The organism is Roseivivax isoporae LMG 25204, assembly GCF_000521865.1.
GTDB classification, from domain to species: domain Bacteria; phylum Pseudomonadota; class Alphaproteobacteria; order Rhodobacterales; family Rhodobacteraceae; genus Roseivivax; species Roseivivax isoporae.
In genome coordinates this window covers 1-436 of record NZ_JAME01000170.1, presented here as the reverse complement: position 1 = coordinate 436, position 436 = coordinate 1, and the positions used below count along the sequence as shown (strand labels likewise).

Here is a 436-nt window from a genome sequence, read left to right as displayed (position 1 = left end):
AAAAAAAAATCGCTTCAACAACGTTGAAGACCTGTTAAACGAACTTTTTGTTAAAACCAGATCCTACAATCGGATTGTAGATGGAGATAAATGCATCCTAATCGGTAGGAAGGGCAGCGGAAAATCAACTATTGTAGATCACTTCCATAGAGGAAATGACGAGAAATACAAACCACCCATTCAGATTATTGTAGATAATTTTGATCTTGGGTTTCTTTATAACCATGTCTTCACGGCGCCGCATAGCAGCGATCTTCAGAATGTACTCCGAGTGGAAACATACTTTGAGGCCGTGTGGCGGTGCTACATCTACTTGCAATGTGGCCTTACGTTAATCGAGGAAGAAGCGAAGGGTGCCAACTCGAAAGGCGTATCAGAAATTATTGCAGACATCACCAATCTGAAGGATAAGAGTGGTCTTGCCCCCGTTTCATCG

1 protein-coding gene is annotated in these 436 nt (G+C 42.4%); it reads left to right on the top strand.

Annotated elements, in window-relative coordinates; all coding sequences use genetic code 11:
• A partial coding sequence (locus RISW2_RS25580; protein WP_211238754.1) for a hypothetical protein occupies positions 1 to 436 on the top strand: 436 nt, incomplete at both ends.